Below are 21,092 nucleotides of genomic sequence, written 5' to 3' on the forward strand. Positions count from 1 at the left end.
ACAATTAATTCACGGTCAATTTACATAGTCAGGATTTCCATGAGTGTCATTACCAAACTAGACACACCTGCCATGAACAGTTCACAAATTCAGTCAGTCAATGTTGAGTTATTCAACGTGCCCCTTGACGAAGTGTTGAACGATGCTAAGCACGGCGATCATACCCACTTTGAGCTGATCCTATGCACCATTACTTGTACCGATGGTACTCAAGGCGTGGGGTATACCTACACAGGTGGTAAAGGTGGACGCGCTATATACTCACTGCTCAATGACGAACTAAAGCCTTTCTTGATGGGTAAAGATGCTAGCTGCATCAATCATTTATGGGAAGAAATGCAATATCACTTGCACTATGTTGGTCGTGGCGGTTTAGTCAGTTTCGCCATATCCGCAGTCGATATCGCCCTGTGGGACATTCATTGCAAGGTTCTGAATCAACCCTTGTGGAAAGTAGCTGGGGGCTGCAGTGACCGCGTAAACTGTTATGCAGGAGGCATTGACCTTAATTTTTCCACTGAAAAATTGCTTGGCAATATCCAAGGCTACTTAGACTGCGGCTTTGAAGCGGTCAAAATAAAAGTGGGCAAAGAAGATTATCGCGAAGACGTGGCCCGCGTGGCGGCAGTGCGCAACCTGATTGGTCCTGACGCGATATTTATGGTGGATGCAAATTATTCACTTACAGTCAATAAAGCCATTAAGTTTGCTCAGGCGATAGAGCAGTATGATATCACCTGGTTTGAAGAACCGACCATTCCTGATGATTTTGCCGGTTTTGCTCACATTGCCAGCAAAATCAATATTCCGTTGGCCATGGGCGAAAACCTGCACACTGTTTACGAATTCAACCAAGCGATAAGCCAAGCCAAACTTGGGTTCTTACAACCTGATGCATCGAATATTGGCGGTATCACTGGTTGGCTAACGGTTGCCCAGATGGGCTACGCGAACAACTTACCTATTTGCAGTCATGGCATGCACGAATTACATGTATCTCTTATGGCATCTCAGCCAAATGCAGGTTACTTGGAAGTACACTCGTTTCCCATTGACCGATATACCACTCATCCTCTGAAACTTGAAAATGGCAAAGCCGTTGCGCCCAGTACACCCGGTGTAGGCGTCGAGTTCAAGACAGAGTTACTTCTTCCCTATTTAGTTAAACATTCTTAGGAGGCGCGTATGTTCGCTGCTCAATATATTGGTAATAAATCATTCAACGTAGTTGAAGGTCACGCTATTGCACCACAAGCCGGTGAAGTTCGCCTAGATGTTGGCTATGTGGGCATTTGTGGCACCGACATGCATATTTACCATGGCGTGATGGACCAGCGTGTGTCTATTCCACAAACCATAGGTCACGAAATTTCAGGGGTCGTGGCGCAAATCGGTGAAGGCGTAGAAGGCTTTACGGTTGGTGAAAAAGTCGTGGTTCGCCCACTGGACTGGTGCGGTGAATGCCCTACCTGCGAAGCAGGTTTAACGCACATTTGTCAAAATCTCAAATTCATGGGTATCGACACCCCTGGTGCTTTTCAATCAAGTTGGACGGTAAAAGCCCGTACTTTGCATAAATTGCCGGCCGGTGTGGATTTGAAACAAGGTGCATTGGTCGAGCCTCTTTCTGTGGCCTGCCATGACGTGCGCCGTTCTCGCTTAAAAGCCGGTGAAAAAGCGGTTATCCTCGGCGGTGGCCCTATCGGTCAATTGGTAGCTGCGGTCGCTAAAAGCGTTGGCGCTGAGGTATTGGTGTCTGAGCCAAACGACAGTCGCCGCGAATTTGCCGACGAGCTTGGTGTGAAGTCTGTTAATCCTATGGATACCGACTTAGCGGCCTACGTCGACGAATGGACAGGGACAAAAGGTGCTGATGTAGTATTTGAAGTATCGGGCGTGTTACCCGCCATTCAATCGATGACCCAAATTGCTGGACGTCGTGGCCGCATAGTGATGGTGGCGATTCATTCCACTGCACCACCAATTGATTTGTTCCAGTTCTTCTGGAAAGAGCTTGAACTATTAGGTGCCCGCGTTTATGAAGCCGCTGATTTTGATTGGGCAATTGAATTAATCGCCAGTGGTCAAATAGACTTAAAACCTTTCATCAGCTCTGTGAGTCCGCTGGCAGATATCGGCAGTGCATTCGCCAATATGGACGGCAATCCGCAGGGCATGAAAGCCCTGGTTGAATGTAACGCTGAGCAATAAAAAATAGGGCAGAAAGGAAAATTAATATGTTAGAAAAATTCAGTTTAGAAGGTAAAGTTGCTCTAGTAACGGGTTGTAAGCGCGGCATAGGTAAAGGGATCGCGCTAGGGCTGGCCGAAGCAGGCGCGGATATCATTGGCGTTTCAGCAAGCTTAGCGCTTGAAGGTTCAGACGTTGAAAACGAAGTGAAAGCACTGGGTCGTAATTTCAAAGGTTATCAATGTGACTTTTCAGACCGTGATGCGTTGTACGCTTTTATTAAAGAAGTTAAAGCTGATTTTCCTAAAATCGATATTTTGGTGAATAACGCAGGCACTATTTTGCGTGCTCCCGCAGCGGAACATGGCGATGATTTATGGGATAAAGTGATTGACGTAAACTTAAACTCTCAGTTCATTCTTAGCCGAGAAATTGGCAAAGAGATGGTGGCCCGCCAGTCGGGAAAAATCATTTTCACTGCATCATTACTCACCTTTCAAGGCGGCATCACGGTACCGGGCTACGCGGCAAGTAAAGGCGCTATTGGTCAATTGGTGATGGCACTGTCAAACGAATGGGCAGGCAAAGGCGTGAATGTTAACGCTATTGCCCCGGGTTATATTGATACTGACAATACACAAGCATTGCGCGAAGATAGCGAGCGCTCGGCGGCAATTTTAGGCCGAATTCCGCAAGGTCGCTGGGGCAACCCTGACGACTTTAAAGGGCCTGCGGTATTTTTAGCTTCTGACGCTGCCAGTTACGTCAATGGCGCTATTTTATTGGTCGATGGCGGCTGGATGGGGAGATAATCTCAATGACTGTTCAAGATTTACACTTTAAAAACAAGGTTAATTTCATTGGAGGGCAATATGTGCCCTCTAACGAATCCGATACGATTGACATACTTAGCCCGTCAACTGGCAAAGTCATAGGCGAAATACCGGCAGGTTGTAAAGCGGATGCTGAAAATGCCCTAGAGGTGGCTCAGGCCGCGCAAAAAGCATGGGCCAAATTAACCGCTCGTACACGCCAGAATATGCTGCGTACCTTCGCTAACAAAATTCGTGAGAATAAACACATTCTTGCCCCTATGCTCGTCGCTGAGCAAGGAAAATTGTTATCAGTAGCCGAAATGGAAGTGGACGTAACCGCTACGTTTATCGACTACGCATGTGACAATGCCCTGACCATAGAAGGCGACATTTTGCCTTCAGATAATCAGGACGAAAAAATATACATTCATAAGGTACCAAGAGGCGTGGTTGTGGGCATTACCGCCTGGAATTTCCCTCTGGCATTAGCCGGTCGAAAAATTGGCCCTGCGCTTATTACCGGTAATACCATGGTGTTAAAGCCTACCCAAGAAACGCCACTTGCAACGACAGAGCTTGGGCGTATTGCCAAAGAAGCAGGCCTTCCCGATGGCGTATTAAACGTCATAAATGGCACGGGCTCAGTGGTCGGGCAAACCTTATGTGAAAGCCCCATCACTAAAATGATCACCATGACAGGCTCCACTGTCGCGGGTAAACAAATTTATAAAACCAGCGCAGAGTATATGACCCCTGTCATGCTTGAGCTAGGTGGTAAAGCGCCGATGGTCGTCATGGATGATGCCGATCTTGATAAGGCGGCAGAAGATGCACTTTGGGGGCGTTTTGCCAACTGCGGACAGGTATGCACTTGTGTAGAGCGCTTATATGTTCATGCAGGTGTTTACGATGAGTTTATGGCTAAATTCTTACCTTTGGTGAAAGGGTTGAAAGTCGGGGATCCTATGGATGCAGATTCACAAATGGGCCCTAAGTGTAACCAGCGTGAAATAGATAATATCGACCACATAGTGCATGAAGCCATCAAGCAAGGTGCAACGGTTGCCACTGGCGGTAGAACGGCAACAGTTGAAGGCTTCGAAGGCGGCTGTTGGTATGAGCCCACCGTTTTAGTGGATGTTAAACAAGACAACATAGTGGTGCACGAAGAAACCTTCGGCCCCATTCTACCTATTGTTAAAGTCAGTAGTATGGAACAAGCTATCGAGTTTTGTAACGACAGCATCTATGGTTTAAGCGCTTACGTACACACCCAAAGCTTTGCCAATATTAATCAAGCTATCAGTGATTTAGAAGTCGGTGAAGTGTATATCAACCGCGGAATGGGTGAGCAGCATCAGGGCTTCCACAACGGCTGGAAACAAAGCGGTTTTGGCGGTGAAGACGGTAAGTTTGGCCTTGAGCAATACCTGGAAAAGAAAACCGTTTATATCAATGAGGCTTAGTTCTTTATTGGATTCTATATCGCAACAACGCTCACTGATAGTCTAAATAAGCTCAGGCAAGTTTAGACGAAAATAATAATAATGTGCCGACGCAGTGCAAGTCAGTAAGTGATGTGCCCTACAACCCAAAAGGGTAAACTTAGCAATAGGTTTACCCTTTTTTATGACCTTTCTACTGTGAAACACATACCTATAAAGTCGCTTCCTGGGTAACGCTCTTTAGCTATTGTCAGTCAGGCTTTTTTACCCCCAGCAATGATAAATTAATGCGTGCTTTCACGGCTATGGGGCTTTCTGCGCGTGGCACTCGCGCGATCAAGGGTGCATTAAGTAAGCGCGCCAGACTGTGAATGTTCTCTTCCAAAAATGGCATTTCTGGCTCAAGCATATTAGCGACCCAACCAGCAACATTAAGACCGTCCTGCTCTATTGATTGTGCTGTTAACAACGCGTGATTAATACAGCCTAACCGCATACCAACAACTAAGATCACTGGCAGTTTTTGGCTAATGGCAAAGTCAGATAAAAACTGTTCTTGGCCTTGACTATTTTGACCAAGGGGTAAACGCCAACCGCCCGCGCCTTCTACCAAAAGCATATCGCTTTTTTTCTCTATTAAGGCTACGTAGCCTTCGGTTATGGTATCTAACTCAATGGGAGCCCCCTGGCCTTTAGTCATTAACTTTTCACAGGCTAAGTGCGGCGCGATAGGCTCTGCAAACGCAATAGGATTTACTTCATCGTAGCTAAGTGGGGTATTACTGGCTTGTTGTAACGCCAGTGCATCTTCATTTCTAAGGCCCGCCTGGGTCACGTCGCAACCAGCGGATACGGGTTTATATGCCGCTGTTGATAAGCCAGCGTCATGACATGCTGCTAGTAACGCGCAGCTAACAAAGGTTTTGCCCACTTCAGTGTCAGTGCCTGTCACGAAAAAAGCGTGTTGCTTACTTTCTTTTAAGGGCCTCTGATCTGAGGGCGCTTGCTCCGCAGGCGTATACTCTGAAGAGCCTTGTTGTAAGGCATTTTTGCTGATGCTTTGCTGATGACTTTTAAGGTGGCGTTGATTAGTACTGGGGGAGTCTAGCGACATGGCGCTTTCCTTAACAATTCGATGATAACAGTGATAATAAAGATGACGATGCCAGCTTAAGATCAGCTCATTGCTTGCTAACTGGCTTTACCAGCCTTAAGAAGCACACATTGTACGTCAAGGGTAACCCTTGATTACGGCCAAATGTGCTTTGATAGTAGAGCTCAAGTGCATGTAGCGTGTTACGGCTAATGGCTTTTTGTTGCATGTTGCTAGTAACGACATTAGCGCCAATGTTTTTTATTGACCCAAGTAACTCGCGCACATCTTTATGCCATGTAACGTAACCTTTCTGCTGCGTGGTCACCTGTAATCCAGCGGCTTTTGCCGCACTTGACCATGTTTCGGCTGACGCAAATTGATTGATTTTGCGCTGACTATCAACGTGCTGCCAACATGTATCTAGCTCGTGCATGGAGCCTTGACACATGATGGCCAGCACGCCACTTGCCCCAGGGGCTAATACGCGGTTAATTTCAGTACATACTTGGGTACTGTTTTTACACCACTGCAGCGCCATGGATGAGAACACACCACTTGCGGCACTATCCCCCAAGGGCAAATGTTCCGCGTCACCTTGAAGCCAACTAATATTATTGTTAGGAGCGCCCTCAACGGTTTGCTCTCTTGCGTGCTTTAGCATCCCTAGGGCAAGGTCCATAGCGAAAATATGTGATGTGTGCTGCGTATTAAGACGTGCTAATTCACGTGTTACCCGCCCGGTGCCGCAGCCAATATCAATAATGCGTTTAGGCAATATTTGACTGTGCTCGTCACACCTTTCAAAGAACAATTCCAAGGCATCATCGGCGATATCGATTTGTACTTGCGCTGCAGCATCGTAACGCGTTGCTGCACGGCTAAACTGTTTGGCAATACGAGACTTGAGTTGCTGTTCATGATTAATATTGGTGTTAGCAATATTATTTTCAACGCTTTCTATTCGCGCAGAATTTGCCACAGGGCGAATCTTAGCGGCTGAATGCTTAGCAGAAACATTTACCTTATCAGCCACATATAAAGCGGCATTACTTGTCATCAGGTAATTCATCCATCACAAGCGCTAAGCCATCCACTAAGGCTTGAATGTCTCTTTTATGGTGAGAAGCACTCAAGGTAATGCGCAAGCGGTCCGTTCCTTTTGGCACAGTCGGCGTGCGAATAGCGCTGATCCACAATCCCATTTCCCGCAGCCGTTGACTGATAACTAACGTGCGTTTCGGGCAACCAATAATAATAGGCTGAATAGCGGTGATGGATGATGTCAATGGGATCCCAGCAGCAGTGGCAAGCTTGCGAAATTCGTCAATATTTTGTTGCAGCAAGCTTCGCTGATCACTTTGTTGAATCGCTTGCAAACTCGCCAAGGTGGCAACGGCTTGCGCTGGCGGCATAGCGGTACTGTAAATATAATGCTTAGCAAAATTACTTAAATAATCTATCAAATCTTGGCTACCGGCGATAAATGCCCCTGAGGTACCCACCGCTTTTCCAAATGTAGCCATCAACACTGGTACCTGATGTTGGCTCAAACCCGCTTGTTCAACACAGCCCATGCCGGTTTCACCTAACACGCCGAAACCGTGAGCATCATCAACCATAAGCCAGGCGTTATGCTGCGCACTGATACCCGCCAACGCGTGAAGCGGTGCTTGATCGCCATCCATGCTGAACACACCTTCGGTTACCAGCAATACATCTTGCTCTTTGCCTGACTTTTGCGCGTCGCTAGCGCGTATCTTACTCAGCTGAGCCTGTAGATGTGTGCAATCATTGTGCACAAATCGGCGCAAAGTAGCATTGCTGCCCATCGCCCCATCAAGCAAAGAGGCATGCATTAACTTATCTGCCAGTATGTATCCCTCCCCGCTATCTTGAGGAACAGAAGACTGGGCTTTGACCTGAAACAGAGCCTGACATACAGCCTGATTCGCTCCAAAGCCAGAATTGAATAACATGACTGCTTCACGATTTAGGCTATGGGCTAAATTGTCTTGCAACGCTTGATGAGCTCGGGTGTGGCCAGTGACCAAAGGCGATGCACCACTGCCACCGCCAAATTGGCCAATACCATCTACCCAGCCCTGCATCACAGCAGTTGATTGGCGCATACCGAGGTAATCATTGCTGGAGAAGTTTAAATAGTGCTGACCGCCCACCTCGATTAGCGCACCCATAGAGGAATCTAACGTGGTGACTTGGCGAAATAAGTTGTCTTTACGCCGCGCGGCGAGCGCGGCTTGAATAAAATCAAATGCCATTAAATGTTTACTGTTTCTGGTTTTTTCTGGGTAGCATCATAGAACATTTCAGGTGCTTGAGGTGCTTCATTGGTTTGAATTTCATCTAGCAAGGCCGCTTGATGGGCTTCATCAGAATACTCGCGGGTTTGCTTGGCATTGATGCCCAACTTTTTGAATAGCATCACGTCTTCATGCGTCTCAGGGTTTGATGTAGTCAATAACTTGCAACCATAGAAAATCGAATTAGCACCAGCCATAAAGCACATGGCCTGCATTTGCTCATTCATGGCTTCACGCCCAGCAGATAAGCGCACATATGATTTAGGCATCATGATACGGGCAACGGCGATAGTACGAATAAACTCAAAATAATCTAAGTCTTCTACGTTTTCCATTGGGGTACCTTTGACCTTCACTAACATGTTAATGGGCACACTTTCAGGTTGATGTTCTAAATTAGCGAGCTGCATCAATAAACCCGATCGGTCTGAGCCCGTTTCACCCATACCAACGATACCGCCTGAACACACATTCATGCCTGCTTCACGCACCGCATCTAAAGTATTTAAACGGTCCTGATAAGTACGTGTGGTAATGATATCACCATAGAATTCTGGCGATGTGTCCAGATTATGGTTGTAATAATCAAGGCCAGCTTGTTGCAATGCAATGGCTTGCTCGCGCGTCAACATGCCAAGGGTCATGCAGGTTTCCAGGCCAAGCTTTTTGACTTCACGTACCATGTCGGTCACATAAGGCATATCGCGCTCTTTGGGGTTTCGCCAAGCGGCACCCATGCAAAAACGCGTTGAACCAGCCGCCTTTGCCTCGCGAGCCCGCTGAATGACTTTTTCAATTTCCATTAAACGCTCTTTTTCAAGACCGGTATCATAGCGGGCACTTTGCGGGCAATATTTGCAATCTTCTGGGCAAGCGCCCGTTTTGATCGACAGTAAAGTACTGACCTGTACGTAGTTCGGGTCGAAATGCGCCCTATGTACGCACTGAGCTTTAAACAATAAATCGTTAAATGGCATGGCGAATAAGGCGTTCACTTCTGCTAACGTCCAATCGTGGCGTACTTCACTGGCGCCACAGCTACTAGTTGCGTCGACATTGACTGACATACTTGGTCCTTTACTTCATAATAATTCGCGCTTAGTCTAAGTCCGCTTAGCACATTGTCAACTTAAATTCTTTTTCAAACTTTACAAGCGAGTGTTTTTTGAGCAATTCAATACAGGCAAATCTTGCCTTTGACCAACAACATATTTGGCACCCGTATACATCAGCTATCGATCCATTACCTTGCTATCAAGTGTCCGGTGCACAAGGCGTATATATTCATTTGGCCACTGGCGAAACGCTCGTTGATGGTTGTTCATCTTGGTGGACGGCCATTCATGGCTACAATCGTCCAGAATTAAACGCTGCGGCTAAAACGCAAATTGATAACTTCTCTCATGTCATGTTTGGCGGCTTAACGCATCAACCTGCAATTGATGTGTGCAGAAAATTAATCGATATGACTCCCACCGGCTTGGAGCGCGTTTTCCTGGCGGACTCTGGCTCGGTATCCGTCGAAGTTGCCATGAAAATGGCATTGCAATACTGGGCGTGTCAAGGCAGTCCAAATAAGCACAAGTTTATTACCCCGCGCAATGGGTATCATGGTGACACGTTCGCAGCTATGTCAGTATGCGATCCCGTTAACGGCATGCACTCTTTATTCACCGAAGCTCTGGCCCAACAGATTTTTGCCCCCGCGCCACAAACGCGTTTTGCGCAAACCTGGAACGAAGATGACATCGCGCCACTGGAAGAGCTGATCCAGCAACACCACAATGAGCTTGCTGCGCTGGTTATTGAACCTGTGGTGCAAAATGCGGGCGGTATGCGTATTTATCACCCTGAATATTTAAAACGTGCTCGTCAATTATGTGATGACTATGGTCTGTTACTTATTTGCGATGAAATTGCCACTGGCTTTGGCCGCACGGGCAAACTGTTTGCCTGTGAACATGCTGATATTAGCCCAGATATTATGTGTGTCGGTAAAGCGCTGACCGGTGGCTATGTGACGCTTGCCGCCACAATATGCACAGAAGATGTGGCACAAGGCATTTGCCAAGGCAGCCCTGGGGTATTCATGCATGGACCCACCTACATGGGTAACCCTTTAGCATGCGCCATCGCAAATGCCAGTTTAGATATTCTTGCCACCGGTGCTTGGCAGCAGCAGGTACAAAACATTGAGCAACAATTAAAACAAGAGTTAGCAAAATGTGCTGAGCTTGAAGGCGTGGCTGATGTGAGGGTACTAGGCGCAATTGGTGTCGTTCAGTGCAAATCTGCTGTTGATGTGGCCTCGTTACAGCGAAAATTCGTTAAAGCGGGTGTGTGGATCCGTCCTTTCGGTAAGCTAGTTTACATCATGCCGCCTTATGTTATTCAACCAAACGAGTTGCGCCAGTTAACACAGGCAATTTATGACGTGCTGAGCTAAGTGGAATTGGCTTAATAGACGTTGGCTCAATAAGACCGCAGCACGTGTCAGTGCATCACAGGTGGCGTCGTGTTCATGTGTTTAACTTGCTGAGCCAATAACGTCGCAGCTGGGTCCTTGGGACATTGGCGAATGAAATATTGATAATCAATGATAGCCAGTTGCGGGCAGGCCAATTCGTGCAGCAATACGCCCCTATCTCTGCGCTCATAAGGGTTATTGGGGCACAAGGCAATCAACAGCTCAATACTTCGCAATGCTTCTTCGTAGCGTTTTGCGTTGATTAAAGACGCTTTAAGTTGATTTAACATGTGAACGACCACTTCATCACAACTTGCTGTTTCAAGCGCCTCTTTGGGCATGGTTTCGTCGTCAATTTCCTCAATGACCTCAAAATACATTTGCTCTAGTATTTCTTGGCTGAGAACACGCCCATCGTTCGGGTCAATGAATAAGCTGGTGCAGGCCACAGGGGAGTCAGAATATGCCTCTCTATTACCCTGCTGGGATGACATTAGGCCGTTTTGCAGAGTTGCTTCTACCTCTGGTGGAGAAATATCACAGCGCAGTAAAAAATGCCCAGGGAAATTAACACATGCCACCTTAAAACCCAGATGTTGTGCCACGCTACTAAAAACGATCCCTAATGTAACAGGTGTACCACTGCGATAATCGAGAACCTGGTGCAGCACACTTTGGCGCTCTACTTCACCTGGGCTTATGTCACCCCTTAAACGTGAGCCGCTAAAGGCTAAATCTCGATAAAAGAACTGAATTAAACGCTCAAATGCGGCCTGATCAGGCTGTGATATATGAGCCATAACCTTGGCTTGTTTGGCCCATCGTTCCACTTTTCGCAAGCATGTGCAGATGTCTTTTTTAGCACCCACAATATGCTGGCTTGCAATAAGTCCTGCGCGCGCCAGCTGGTTATTTTGAATGGCTTGCTTTATCAACTGCACTGAAAAATATACCTCATCCGTAATCTATATATTTTATCGGAAGATGAAGCGTATTCTTGATAAGAAATTTTGTGGAATGTTGTGAACTCGGTTCGACAAAAAAGCGCAGTACTGCCTGCACAGATCAGGCTGCAAGTATCTAATACCATTCCACATTAATCAGTGAGCACTCAGCGAGAGCATAAAAGGACTTAAACAAGGCGCATGACTGAATGAATAGTTGCTCTCTTTCGACGTCATGTAATGCAGTGTAAGCCCTATTAAAACGCACCTCAGAATGCGGATTGATATAACAGTGTTAAGCGAACAAAATTGGTTGCTTACTGATCGCGACCAATGCGGTGAAGGCTATCCAGCTTAACGCCCCCACTAAACCAACGACACGCATAAAATTGGTACGTGCCATCTTTAATGCTAACGCCACCATAAATACGTACATCAACAAACCCACAAACTTTTCAGTGACCCATGGGGTGACAAATGGGTATTGGCTAATCATGACACACAAAGTCGCAGCACTTAGGATCAGTAAGGTATCAACAATATGTGGGGTAATTTTCACCCATTTTTTTTGCAACATACTTGAGCTGGTCATGGTCCAAAAAAAGCGTATAACAAATAACAAAACACTCAGCGCTATGCAGGTTAAGTGAATGTGTTTGACTGCTGTGTACATGGGTTGGTCCTTATGATGTTAATCGTATTTTACGTTAATTACCTAAATTAGAATCGGGCTAGGTAACCAAGAATCGGGGCGCATATTAACGCACAGCCCCCTGACTGACACCCTCAATTTGATGAATATTTTCACTTAACAAGGCCACCAAATTTGGGTCAAACTGCTCTCCTGCCAATGCTTGTACGCGTTCCAGCGCTTTTTCAACTGACCATGCTGCTGTTTCTTGTGCAGGACAGCGCATGACGCTGTAGGCAATGGCGATAGATGCCACGCGTGAATACAAGTGAATATTATCCCCTTTCAAACCATTGGGATAACCTTGTCCATTCCAATATTCATGATGCTCTTTAGCAATCGTGGCGGCTATTTTGATCAACGGCTTGTTTGACCCTTTTAATAGCCGATAGCCAAAGTTAGTGTGCTTATCGATTGAGTCAACATCGTCTTGTGTGAGTTGCTCTAATTTGAATAACGCATGGGTAGACCCGCACAAGTTGCCCACATCGTGAAGGGGCACCGCCGAGGTTAATAGTTTTAGCTGCGATTTGTCTAAATTTAGCGCTTTCCCTAGTACCTTACATACATCAACGATGCGTTGCGTGTAGTCAAGACTGATTGCCCCATCTTCAGTAACTTGTCCTAAACGCTCGATAATTTCCCGTTGGGTGTCTTCGATGTCCTTGGTCAACATGATGTTGTCAAAAGCGATTTGCACATTTTGCGAGAAAATTTCTACTAGTTTTTTCTGGGAATCAGTTAACTTTTTTGGCAATCCGGACAAGTAAAGTAAAGAGCCGGAACCTCGTTTACTCTCACAATACGCTACCAGATACTCGTCTTCGTAAACCAAAGATTTGTTGTTCAGTGCTGCGCGACACGCTTCTAAATGCTCCCCTGATAACACCGACGACAATGACTTTCCCGCCGCCCTCTTGTATTCACCCTGTCCAGTAAACACATAAAGCTGCTCTAAGGAGTTTAAACGTGATGTCTCTGAGGACTTAGGTCCCGCGACGGCACAGGTTAAGTAAGCTGCATCTTTGCTGCCCCCGAGTAAAGATGAGAGTTGCTGTACGATGCCCTCAATGAAGTGCTCGACGGAATGAGTTTGGAATAGGTTAGCAGATGCTGAGATAATTTTTTCTAAGCCAATGCGATTCTCATTGATTGCCACTATGTCACGATAAGACCGCAGTGCTGCAATAACCACAGTGAACAGCTTTTGCGCAGTTAATTCGGTTTTAGACTTATAGTCATTGATATCATAATTGATAATCACATCACGCTCTGGGGCTTGACCTGGTTGGCCTGTGCGTAAAATGATCCTGATGAAATGGTTATTCGCTTCATTGCGAATAAAGTCAGCAATTCTTAAACCTGCGTCATCGGTTTCCATCACCACATCTAATAAAACGACGGCAATGTCTGGTTCACTTAACAATATTTCACGGGCTTGAACACCATTGTATGCACTCAGAAACTCTAAATTTTTATTTTGAAACTCAAAATCACTCAATGCCAGTTTTGTTACCGCATGAATTTCTGGCTCGTCGTCAACAATGAGGATTTTCCATGTGCCTTGGTACTGAACTGTGTCTTCATCGGTATCGTCTGCAAATAACAACTCGTCGTTCATTCTACCCTTCCCTTCGCTTGCGCAATTATCATTCTGATTTCGTTGTACAACTATATGCATGTCTAAAATAGTACGCTTTTCAAACAGTTGCAATCCTGCAGCATACTAAGCGCTGACTAAACACCCAAGCGTAATACGAGGTAGGTCGTTTAAATCGTTAACAGAATGAACCTGCTCGAAGCCATTGTTTACTAGCAGTGCTTGTACCCCTTGCGCTTGCTGATATCCATGCTCAAAAGCAAGCCAACCGCCGCTAGGCAAAAACGTTATCGCTTTACTAATGATAATGCGAATATCGTCTAAGCCATCTTTGCCTGATGTGAGTGCGCTGGCGGGCTCGAAACGCACGTCACCTTGTTGCAAGTAAACGCTGTCATCTTCCACATAAGGCGGATTGCTGACGATCAAAGAGAACACGTTATGCTGATTGTTTTGCTGGGAGTCTCGCTGATCTAGTTGTGTCTGTTCTAGCGCACTAAACCAATCGCTTTGCATAAAACGGACTTGTGGCAACGAATTTAACTCGGCATTTTGCTTAGCAAGTGCCACCGCATCAGCACTTTTATCGATGCCCAGTACTTGCCAATTGGGTTTCTCACTGGCCAGCGCAAGGGCGATTGCTCCTGTACCCGTGCCAAGATCAAGCACATGAGCATCTTCAGCGATAGGAAGATTAAGCACAGTTTCAACCAATAATTCGGTTTCAGGGCGGGGGATCAATGTCGCGGGGGAAACACGTAAACGCAGGCTCCAAAAATCACGATACCCCAACAGATAAGCGATGGGGTAACCTGTTTTGCGTTTTGCCACTAGTTGCTGATAGGTGCGCAATTGCACCTCATCTAAAAGCTTTTCTGGCCACGTCATCAAGTACGCTGTTTCACATTGTAAAACATGGCACATGAGCAAACGGCTATCCAAAGCAGCACTATCGCTGTCAACGAATTGCGCCTTTGCCAGTGCTAATTGCTCGGCGATACTGTGGCCACTAAGAGCACGTTGCAGGGTGCTCATTGAATTTAGCCTTCGTCAGATAATGACGCTAACAAATCAGCTTGGTGCTCTTGACGAATAGGTTCAAGCACCGCGTCTAAATCACCCGCCACAACGTCATCTAGACGATATAAGGTCAAATTAATACGGTGATCAGTCACTCGCCCTTGAGGGAAATTGTAAGTTCGAATACGCTCGGAGCGATCGCCACTTGCTACCAAATTGCGCCTGGTCGAGGTTTCTTCCGCTTGACGCTTTTCTTCTTCAAGTTTGTTTAAACGTGATTGCAATACCGCCATGGCTTTGGCGCGGTTTTTATGTTGTGAGCGCTCATCCTGACATTCCACCACAATACCGGATGGTACGTGAGTAATACGAATAGCGGAGTCAGTTTTGTTGACGTGCTGACCACCGGCACCCGAGGCACGAAACGTATCAATTTTAAGGTCAGCTTTATTCACCTCAATCGCTTCGGATTCTGGTACTTCAGGCATAACCACCACAGTACACGCCGAAGTATGAATTCGCCCTTGCGATTCAGTTTCAGGCACACGCTGAACGCGGTGACCACCGGATTCAAACTTAAGCACCCCATAGGCGCCGTCACCAATAATATTTGCAATCACTTCTTTGTAACCGCCATGGTCGCCTTCATTCATGGTAACCACTTCGACTTTCCAGCGACGTGCTTCAGCGTAACGGCTGTACATGCGAAACAAATCCCCAGCAAAAATCGCCGCTTCATCACCGCCTGCACCTGCGCGTATTTCAATGAAGCAATTGCTTTCATCGTTAGGATCTTTAGGCAGCAACAGTATCTGCAATTCATCTTCATACTGTTCAATGGCCTGCTTAGACGATTTATATTCTTCTTGGGCCATTTCACGCATTTCAGGATCACTTTCTTGCATCATTTCTTGCGCAGATTCAAAATCTCCCTGAGCACCTTGATAGTCTGCAAAACATTTAACCACGCCCTCGAGTTGCGAGTATTCCTTGGTCAATGCGCGGTATTTATCTTGATCGGCAATAATTTCAGGCTGACTAACTAATGCCTGTACCTCTTCAAAGCGCTCCGTCAATGACTCTAATTTACGCTGAACTGATTCTTTCATGTTATTCCTGCTAATCACCTTTGATTCGCTGTGTACTTGTTGGTCTCAACCCAATGGCTTGAACCTGGCAATAGTACCGAGCAACATAGGTGTAAATGAAGTTACTTAGATGAGTCGTTTGCGCGAGCTAACCCTAGCGCATCCTGTAATAGACTCATATTTTTATTATCTTGCTGCATAGCAGCTTTTTTTAATGCTTTGGTCGGCGCATGTATTAACGAGTTCGTTAACTTATTCGCTAACTCTTTGATAACTTGCTCCGCTTCCTTGCCGTCTGCTAACTGATTTAATGCTTTGGCAATCAACGTATCTCGTTGACTCTCACTTTGCTGGCGAAAATCACGCAATACGTCAATAGATGATTGTCCTTGGCGCCATAGCATGTATTGCTGAGCTTGTTCTTCAATCATCTGCTGAGCTTGCAAAGCAGCATGCTGGCGCGACTCAATGTTCTTTTCGACAATTTGCTGTAAATCATCCACGGTATATAGGTAGGCATCATCGAGCTCACCCACTTCGGCTTCGATATCCCTGGGTACGGCTAAATCAACCAAGAACATAGGCTTGTGGCGTCTGTCTTTTAACGCTCGCTCCACTAACCCTTTGCCGAGTATAGGCAACTGACTGGCCGTAGAGCTGATCACAATATCGGCGTCCTTTAAATGCGCTGGAATTTGCGTCAAGGTTAGGGTTGTTGCTCCCAGCGGCTGAGCAATGGCTTCGGCGCGTGCCAATGTTCTGTTGGCTACGCTGAGTTTTTTAACCCCTTGCTCATGCATATGCTTAGCAACCAGCTCTATAGTTTCACCCGCACCGATGAGCAACACATTACTTTTCTTTAATGAAGAGAATATATGTTTGGCTAATTGTACCGAGGCATAAGCCACTGATACAGCATTAGAACCAATTTCCGTTTCGCTGCGCACCCGCTTGGCCACTGAAAAAGTCTGCTGGAACAGGCGTTCAAAATCACTTTTAATAACGCCAGAGTCTTTAGCACTGACAAAGGCCTGCTTGACCTGCCCTAAAATTTGCGGCTCACCTAGTATTAAGGAGTCTAAGCCGCAGGCTACACGCATAATGTGTTTTATGGCATCTTCTTGATGATATATATAACTATTAAGGCCTAGTTCGTCCGCTTTGGCTTGATGAAATTCAGCGAGCCATGTTGTGAGCGCGTCTGCGGTGAGGTTTTCCGCTTGCGCGTATATCTCTGTCCGATTGCAGGTAGAGACAATCACAGATTCATCAGCACCTGTTAAGTGTGCTAAAGATTTTAAGGCTTCGACCATAGCGTCCGGCGAGAAAGCGACTTTTTCTCGCAATTCTACTGGCGCAGTTTTATGGTTTATCCCAAAGGCAATTAAGGTCATGCGGAATACAGCTTTTTCATTAAACGGTGTTAAGGCCAGATCAGGGCGGCATTGTACGCAAAAGGTAAAACTATTGAAAGCACCCTGCTATGTATGTTCCTATAGCCTCCTTTCATTTTCTAAGTATGGTGCCTGTGAGCGTGCGTTCAACAATACATTTCGCATTACTTATTCTTATTACGATTTTACTCAACGCGTGTGCGACGCCTCCACCCCAAAATATTCAGGTTAATAGTCAAGAACATCAAGCTAAGTTAAGTCAGATAAAGCACTGGAAATTAAAAGGTCGTATGGCCTTTAAAGGTAGCGATGAAAAGTTCAGTGCGAATGTAAATTGGCAACAAATCGACGATAGCTACCATCTTACTCTCAATACTATGTTGGGCATTAATATTCTGACTATGCAGGGAGACAAAGAGTCTGCTGAGCTCAGTACAGACGATGAGCAGTATCAAGATACGGATGCCAGCCATTTAATATGGCGAATCACCGGGTGGCAAATCCCGGTGTCGCAATTTCCATTTTGGATCAAAGGCCAAGCTCAGCCCACTGACAAGGTCATTTATGCGCAAAGTGGCGTAATCGAGCAGCTAATCCCTGTTTGTGACAGCTGTGCGGGTTGGCTGATCACTTACCAAGACTACCACCAAGTGGATGAAGTCTGGCTGCCTCACAATATAGAGCTCAACAATTCCGCTCTTGGGAACCAAATTTTAATCAGAGTAAATCAATGGACCAAACAATAGATTGGTGGCCAAGCCCCGCCAAATTGAACCTGTTTTTACACATCAATGGCCGTTACCCCAACGGCTATCATCAATTGCAAAGCCTATTTCAACTATTGGATAAAGGCGATGAATTGGCTTTTACGGTCACGCCCCGTGCTGAGATTACATTGCTCACGCCGATAGACGGGGTAGCAAATGAAGACAACCTTATCGTTAAGGCGGCACGTTTATTACAAACACATACGGGCTGCTCCGAAGGTTGCGACATCCAATTACGTAAAGTGTTGCCCATGGGGGGGGGAATTGGTGGAGGCTCATCTAATGCGGCGACCACATTAATTGCCCTTAACTATTTATGGAAATGTAATCTAAGCCTGACAGAATTGGCGGAATTAGGCTTAGCGTTAGGTGCAGATGTACCGGTTTTTGTCATGGGCAATACCGCTTTTGCTCAGGGTGTTGGCGAGCAGCTAACGCCTGTAAATATTGCGCAGAAGCACTACCTGGTTGTGTTTCCTGAATGTCACGTGTCTACCGCTGAGGTATTTAACGCCCATGATTTGCCCAGAAATACACCACTTATTTCTTGGCAAGAGTATGATTTTGACCAAACACATAACGACTGCCAGCAATTAGTCTGTAATCGCTTTGAGAATGTTGCAAATACATTACGCTGGTTGTTAGAATACGCGCCGTCTCGAATGACAGGCACAGGTGCTTGTTTATTTGCGGTCTTTACCAGTAACCAAGAAGCAGAAAATGTACTTGCTAATTTACCATCAGGTTGCTCAGGTTTTGTCGCCAAAGGAGTCGATGTGTCTCCCGTGCACGACAAATTAGCGCACCTAGGTAGCATTAGCTAGCGCAAGTAAAACGCGTCATTACGCGGCGAAAGGTTATATTAATACAGAGTATTTTTGGGATATCGCCAAGTGGTAAGGCAACGGGTTTTGATCCCGTCATTCGTTGGTTCGAATCCAGCTATCCCAGCCATTTTCACTTTTACGCACTGAGGAATTTAACGTGCCAGACATGAAGCTTTTCGCTGGAAACGCAGTACCTGAACTTGCACAGAAAGTAGCCGACAGGCTGTATACCAAACTTGGCCACGCCAGTGTTGGGCGCTTTAGCGATGGGGAGATCAGCGTAGAAGTACATGAAAATGTGCGCGGCTCAGACGTCTTTATTATCCAATCGACTTGTGCACCTACCAATGACAACTTAATGGAATTGATTGTCATGATTGATGCATTTCGTCGTGCTTCGGCAGGCCGTATTACCGCTGTTATTCCTTACTTTGGTTATGCTCGTCAAGACCGTCGTGTACGTTCTGCCCGTGTACCAATTACTGCCAAGGTCGTTGCCGATTTCTTGTCAAACGTTGGGGTTGACCGCGTATTGACTATTGACTTACACGCAGAGCAAATTCAAGGCTTCTTCGATGTGCCTGTTGATAACGCCTTCGGTACACCGATTTTGTTAGATGACATGCGTCGTCGTAACATTGAAAACCCAGTGGTTGTGTCTCCAGATATTGGCGGTGTTGTGCGTGCTCGTGCGGTAGCAAAACTGCTAAACGATACCGACCTTGCCATTATCGACAAACGTCGCCCTAAAGCGAACGTTGCTCAAGTTATGCACATCATAGGTGATGTACAAGATCGTGACTGCATTATAGTTGATGACATGATTGATACTGGTGGCACTTTAGCCAAAGCGGCAGAAGCCTTAAAGGCCCACGGAGCTAAGAATGTTTTCGCTTATGCTACCCACGCTATTTTCTCGGGCAACGCGGCACAAAACCTGCGCGACTCTGTAATTGATGAAATTATCATCACTGACAGTATCCCCCTTAGCCCAGAAATAAAAGCCCTTGATAAAGTGAAGCAATTAACCTTATCAAACATGCTTGCTGAGGCCATTCGCCGCGTGAGCAACGAAGAATCAATCTCGGCGATGTTTGAATACTAACGTGTGCTGAGTGAGAATCTATTGAGCCGCTTTTACAGCGGCTTTTTTGTGCTCATTTTCTACCTCTTTATTAACCATTTATAGCCAACCAACTGGGTTTGGTACATAACTTGCGCCACCACGATACCTTAAACTGTTGGTGGAATAACGATGCAAGAAGTTTGGCAGTTTATCCCTTACCCGTGGCTGGTTGTTGGCGGGTTAGTGGCTATCAGTGTAATCACCATGTACTTAGTAAAACGCTTCGTATTGGTGCAATTACAAAGAATAAAGCGCAGTGAAGGCCGACATGTCACTAGCGTGCTGCTCGACTCTTTGAGTAAACCGCTGAATATATTTATTCTTGTCATCAATCTTTACCTCCTGCAATACCTGCTACTTAAATACGAATTAATATCCGATCAGTTTTATAAACAAGTCGATGTCACGGCGCAAATAGGCATTATCATCGCATTGCTGGTATTTGCAGAACGATTTTGCAATCAACTTTTGGTCAGTTACGCTGATACGTCAGAGGCCTTACGCAACAGCCAGAGTATTATTCGAGGTACTAGCAAAATACTCATTATCGGGATTGGCAGTTTAGTCATTTTAGGCACCCTAGGAATTTCTATTACGCCTATTGTGGCATCTTTGGGTATTACCTCTCTTGCCGTGGCACTCGCCCTGCAACCCACCTTGGAAAACTTTTTTTCTGGCGTACAACTGGTTATCGATAAACCCATACGGGTGGGCGATTTTGTTGAGTTGGATTCTGGCGAGCAAGGCTTTGTCGAAAAAATTGGTTGGCGCTCTACTTGGATTAAGATGCTACCGAACAATATTGTGGTCATGCCCAACAGCATGCTGTCACAGTCAAAGGTGATCAATTATTACTACCCTGAAAAAGAGTTGTCTGTACCGGTCGATGTGGGAGTGCATTACGATTCAGACTTAGAGCACGTAGAGCGTGTGGTCTTAGAGGTCGCAAGGGAAATATTGCACTCTCATAAATGGGGCATAGATGACTATGATACGTTTGTGGTTTTTCACACCTTTGATAGTTCAAGTATAAATTTTACTGTGATGCTGCGGGCTGAAGAGTATTTTAACCGCTTTTTTATTAAATCAGCTTTTATAGAAGCGTTACATAAACGTTTTCGTCAAGAAGGAATTGTGATCCCCTATCCCATTCGGGCAATCAATACACAACAAGAGCAGTCCCAGGAGGTGAATACTTCGCGCTGATGCACATCGGAATCCCCGCCCCCTATTGTTGTTTTGGCTCCTGAACGGATGCGTTGCATGCTGGCCCGCTTTAGATAGACAACAACGGAGATCTT

19 protein-coding genes and 1 tRNA gene are annotated in these 21,092 nt (G+C 46.0%); 10 read left to right on the forward strand and 10 right to left on the reverse strand.

Annotated features, from left to right (window positions below):
• The first annotated feature begins 39 nt into the window (after positions 1-39).
• From AC0VYA_RS12930 to aldA, 4 genes are read left to right on the forward strand one after another with little or no spacing between them, the layout of a single operon-like run.
• A complete protein-coding gene (locus AC0VYA_RS12930; protein WP_475488527.1) occupies positions 40-1,176 on the forward strand; it encodes a mandelate racemase/muconate lactonizing enzyme family protein in 1,137 nt (378 codons plus the stop codon).
• 9 nt (positions 1,177-1,185) lie between these two features.
• Positions 1,186-2,211, forward strand: coding sequence for a zinc-dependent alcohol dehydrogenase (locus AC0VYA_RS12935; protein ID WP_475488528.1), 1,026 nt, complete (start codon positions 1,186-1,188; stop codon positions 2,209-2,211).
• Positions 2,212-2,237: 26 nt separating this feature from the next.
• On the forward strand, positions 2,238-3,002 hold the full coding sequence (locus AC0VYA_RS12940; RefSeq protein WP_011575334.1) for a 2,5-didehydro-3-deoxy-L-galactonate 5-reductase: 765 nt from the start codon (positions 2,238-2,240) through the stop codon (positions 3,000-3,002).
• A 5-nt stretch (positions 3,003-3,007) separates the two neighbouring features.
• Positions 3,008-4,471 (forward strand): aldehyde dehydrogenase, encoded by a 1,464-nt coding sequence (gene aldA, locus AC0VYA_RS12945; RefSeq protein ID WP_475488529.1) that lies wholly within the window; start codon positions 3,008-3,010, stop codon positions 4,469-4,471.
• A gap of 229 nt (positions 4,472-4,700) precedes the next feature.
• Here aldA and bioD read toward each other — a convergent pair whose 3' ends face one another.
• The 4 genes from bioD to bioB form a co-directional block, all read right to left on the reverse strand.
• Complete coding sequence (gene bioD, locus AC0VYA_RS12950) at positions 4,701-5,564, reverse strand: dethiobiotin synthase (RefSeq protein ID WP_475488530.1); 864 nt, start codon at positions 5,562-5,564, stop codon at positions 4,701-4,703.
• A gap of 67 nt (positions 5,565-5,631) precedes the next feature.
• Positions 5,632-6,603 (reverse strand): methyltransferase domain-containing protein, encoded by a 972-nt coding sequence (locus tag AC0VYA_RS12955; protein ID WP_475488531.1) that lies wholly within the window; start codon positions 6,601-6,603, stop codon positions 5,632-5,634.
• Positions 6,593-7,825 (reverse strand): aminotransferase class I/II-fold pyridoxal phosphate-dependent enzyme, encoded by a 1,233-nt coding sequence (locus AC0VYA_RS12960; protein ID WP_475488532.1) that lies wholly within the window; start codon positions 7,823-7,825, stop codon positions 6,593-6,595. The genes AC0VYA_RS12955 and AC0VYA_RS12960 overlap by 11 nt, the downstream gene beginning before the upstream one ends.
• The gene (gene bioB / locus AC0VYA_RS12965) at positions 7,825-8,934 is read right to left on the reverse strand and encodes a biotin synthase BioB (RefSeq protein ID WP_475488533.1); all 1,110 of its coding nucleotides are present in this window, start codon (positions 8,932-8,934) and stop codon (positions 7,825-7,827) included. Before bioB ends, AC0VYA_RS12960 begins: the two co-directional genes overlap by 1 nt.
• A 98-nt stretch (positions 8,935-9,032) precedes the next feature.
• Between bioB and bioA the strand changes: the two genes are divergently transcribed.
• On the forward strand, positions 9,033-10,313 hold the full coding sequence (gene bioA, locus AC0VYA_RS12970; protein ID WP_475488534.1) for an adenosylmethionine--8-amino-7-oxononanoate transaminase: 1,281 nt from the start codon (positions 9,033-9,035) through the stop codon (positions 10,311-10,313).
• 47 nt (positions 10,314-10,360) lie between these two features.
• Here the strand turns inward: bioA and AC0VYA_RS12975 are convergent, their stop codons facing one another.
• The 6 genes from AC0VYA_RS12975 to hemA form a co-directional block, all read right to left on the reverse strand.
• Positions 10,361-11,275: a SirB1 family protein gene (locus tag AC0VYA_RS12975; protein WP_475488535.1), complete on the reverse strand. Its 915-nt coding sequence runs from the start codon at positions 11,273-11,275 to the stop codon at positions 10,361-10,363.
• A 298-nt stretch (positions 11,276-11,573) separates the two neighbouring features.
• Positions 11,574-11,951, reverse strand: coding sequence for a SirB2 family protein (locus AC0VYA_RS12980; protein ID WP_011575342.1), 378 nt, complete (start codon positions 11,949-11,951; stop codon positions 11,574-11,576).
• Positions 11,952-12,036: 85 nt separating this feature from the next.
• A complete protein-coding gene (locus tag AC0VYA_RS12985) occupies positions 12,037-13,590 on the reverse strand; it encodes a DUF3369 domain-containing protein (protein WP_011575343.1) in 1,554 nt (517 codons plus the stop codon).
• Positions 13,591-13,695: 105 nt separating this feature from the next.
• A complete protein-coding gene (gene prmC / locus AC0VYA_RS12990; RefSeq protein WP_475488536.1) occupies positions 13,696-14,604 on the reverse strand; it encodes a peptide chain release factor N(5)-glutamine methyltransferase in 909 nt (302 codons plus the stop codon).
• A 5-nt stretch (positions 14,605-14,609) separates the two neighbouring features.
• Positions 14,610-15,698: a peptide chain release factor 1 gene (gene prfA / locus AC0VYA_RS12995; protein ID WP_006990506.1), complete on the reverse strand. Its 1,089-nt coding sequence runs from the start codon at positions 15,696-15,698 to the stop codon at positions 14,610-14,612.
• Between the two features lie 101 nt (positions 15,699-15,799).
• Complete coding sequence (hemA, locus tag AC0VYA_RS13000; RefSeq protein WP_011575345.1) at positions 15,800-17,071, reverse strand: glutamyl-tRNA reductase; 1,272 nt, start codon at positions 17,069-17,071, stop codon at positions 15,800-15,802.
• Between the two features lie 140 nt (positions 17,072-17,211).
• Here hemA and lolB point away from each other — a divergent pair, with 140 nt between their 5' ends.
• From lolB to AC0VYA_RS13025, 5 genes are all read left to right on the forward strand, one after another.
• Positions 17,212-17,817 (forward strand): lipoprotein insertase outer membrane protein LolB, encoded by a 606-nt coding sequence (gene lolB, locus AC0VYA_RS13005; protein ID WP_475488537.1) that lies wholly within the window; start codon positions 17,212-17,214, stop codon positions 17,815-17,817.
• Positions 17,802-18,662 (forward strand): 4-(cytidine 5'-diphospho)-2-C-methyl-D-erythritol kinase, encoded by an 861-nt coding sequence (ispE, locus tag AC0VYA_RS13010; RefSeq protein WP_475488538.1) that lies wholly within the window; start codon positions 17,802-17,804, stop codon positions 18,660-18,662. Before lolB ends, ispE begins: the two co-directional genes overlap by 16 nt.
• Before the next feature lie 55 nt (positions 18,663-18,717).
• A tRNA-Gln gene (locus tag AC0VYA_RS13015) sits at positions 18,718-18,792 on the forward strand.
• A gap of 30 nt (positions 18,793-18,822) precedes the next feature.
• Complete coding sequence (locus AC0VYA_RS13020) at positions 18,823-19,770, forward strand: ribose-phosphate pyrophosphokinase (protein WP_006990502.1); 948 nt, start codon at positions 18,823-18,825, stop codon at positions 19,768-19,770.
• 150 nt (positions 19,771-19,920) lie between these two features.
• Positions 19,921-20,997, forward strand: coding sequence for a mechanosensitive ion channel family protein (locus AC0VYA_RS13025; RefSeq protein WP_475488539.1), 1,077 nt, complete (start codon positions 19,921-19,923; stop codon positions 20,995-20,997).
• The last annotated feature ends 95 nt before the right edge of the window (positions 20,998-21,092 follow it).

This window comes from Paraglaciecola sp. QJM3NY_14 (assembly GCF_056173245.1).

Excerpts from the sequence above, each read along its gene's own strand:
- AC0VYA_RS12940 (WP_011575334.1), top strand. The coding sequence starts at position 2,238 with ATGTTAGAAAAATTCAGTTTAGAAGGTAAAGTTGCTCTAGTAACGGGT.
- ispE (WP_475488538.1), top strand. The coding sequence starts at position 17,802 with ATGGACCAAACAATAGATTGGTGGCCAAGCCCCGCCAAATTGAACCTG.
- prfA (WP_006990506.1), bottom strand. The coding sequence starts at position 15,698 with ATGAAAGAATCAGTTCAGCGTAAATTAGAGTCATTGACGGAGCGCTTT.
- bioB (WP_475488533.1), bottom strand. The coding sequence starts at position 8,934 with ATGTCAGTCAATGTCGACGCAACTAGTAGCTGTGGCGCCAGTGAAGTA.
- aldA (WP_475488529.1), top strand. The coding sequence starts at position 3,008 with ATGACTGTTCAAGATTTACACTTTAAAAACAAGGTTAATTTCATTGGA.
- AC0VYA_RS12930 (WP_475488527.1), top strand. The coding sequence starts at position 40 with ATGAGTGTCATTACCAAACTAGACACACCTGCCATGAACAGTTCACAA.
- bioD (WP_475488530.1), bottom strand. The coding sequence starts at position 5,564 with ATGTCGCTAGACTCCCCCAGTACTAATCAACGCCACCTTAAAAGTCAT.
- AC0VYA_RS12985 (WP_011575343.1), bottom strand. The coding sequence starts at position 13,590 with ATGAACGACGAGTTGTTATTTGCAGACGATACCGATGAAGACACAGTT.
- prmC (WP_475488536.1), bottom strand. The coding sequence starts at position 14,604 with ATGAGCACCCTGCAACGTGCTCTTAGTGGCCACAGTATCGCCGAGCAA.
- AC0VYA_RS13025 (WP_475488539.1), top strand. The coding sequence starts at position 19,921 with ATGCAAGAAGTTTGGCAGTTTATCCCTTACCCGTGGCTGGTTGTTGGC.
- AC0VYA_RS12935 (WP_475488528.1), top strand. The coding sequence starts at position 1,186 with ATGTTCGCTGCTCAATATATTGGTAATAAATCATTCAACGTAGTTGAA.
- hemA (WP_011575345.1), bottom strand. The coding sequence starts at position 17,071 with ATGACCTTAATTGCCTTTGGGATAAACCATAAAACTGCGCCAGTAGAA.
- AC0VYA_RS12980 (WP_011575342.1), bottom strand. The coding sequence starts at position 11,951 with ATGTACACAGCAGTCAAACACATTCACTTAACCTGCATAGCGCTGAGT.
- AC0VYA_RS12960 (WP_475488532.1), bottom strand. The coding sequence starts at position 7,825 with ATGGCATTTGATTTTATTCAAGCCGCGCTCGCCGCGCGGCGTAAAGAC.
- AC0VYA_RS12955 (WP_475488531.1), bottom strand. The coding sequence starts at position 6,603 with ATGACAAGTAATGCCGCTTTATATGTGGCTGATAAGGTAAATGTTTCT.